The sequence below is a fragment of the Shewanella sp. Sh95 genome (genome assembly GCF_001308045.1).
Taxonomy (GTDB): domain Bacteria; phylum Pseudomonadota; class Gammaproteobacteria; order Enterobacterales; family Shewanellaceae; genus Shewanella; species Shewanella xiamenensis.
In genome coordinates, this window is record NZ_LGYY01000030.1 from 1 (window position 1) to 255 (window position 255).

Consider the following 255-nt stretch of genomic DNA (forward strand, 5'->3'; position numbering starts at 1 on the left):
ACTTACGCGATGATAAAGGCGTTGAACAAACTCACTGGGCTAGGCATGCCTGAAACTTACCGTGTAGTTTAATATTCAAACGATTATGAGGAGCTTTGCTCGCTGAATCGATTTAGGAAACAAAGCCCAAACATGGCACAGATGGCAAGCGCCGCGTGTGGCGTAAGCTGCATATCGCCGTCGATACCCATAGCCATGAAATTATTGCAGCAGAACTGAGTTTATCCGGCGTCACTGATGCTGAAGTTATGCCGA

The 255-nt window shown here is 47.1% G+C and carries 1 pseudogene; it reads left to right on the forward strand.

Going from position 1 to position 255, the window contains the following annotated elements:
* Positions 1-116 precede the first annotated feature (116 nt).
* Positions 117-255: pseudogene (locus AEA42_RS22095) on the forward strand (transposase); the annotation flags it as partial.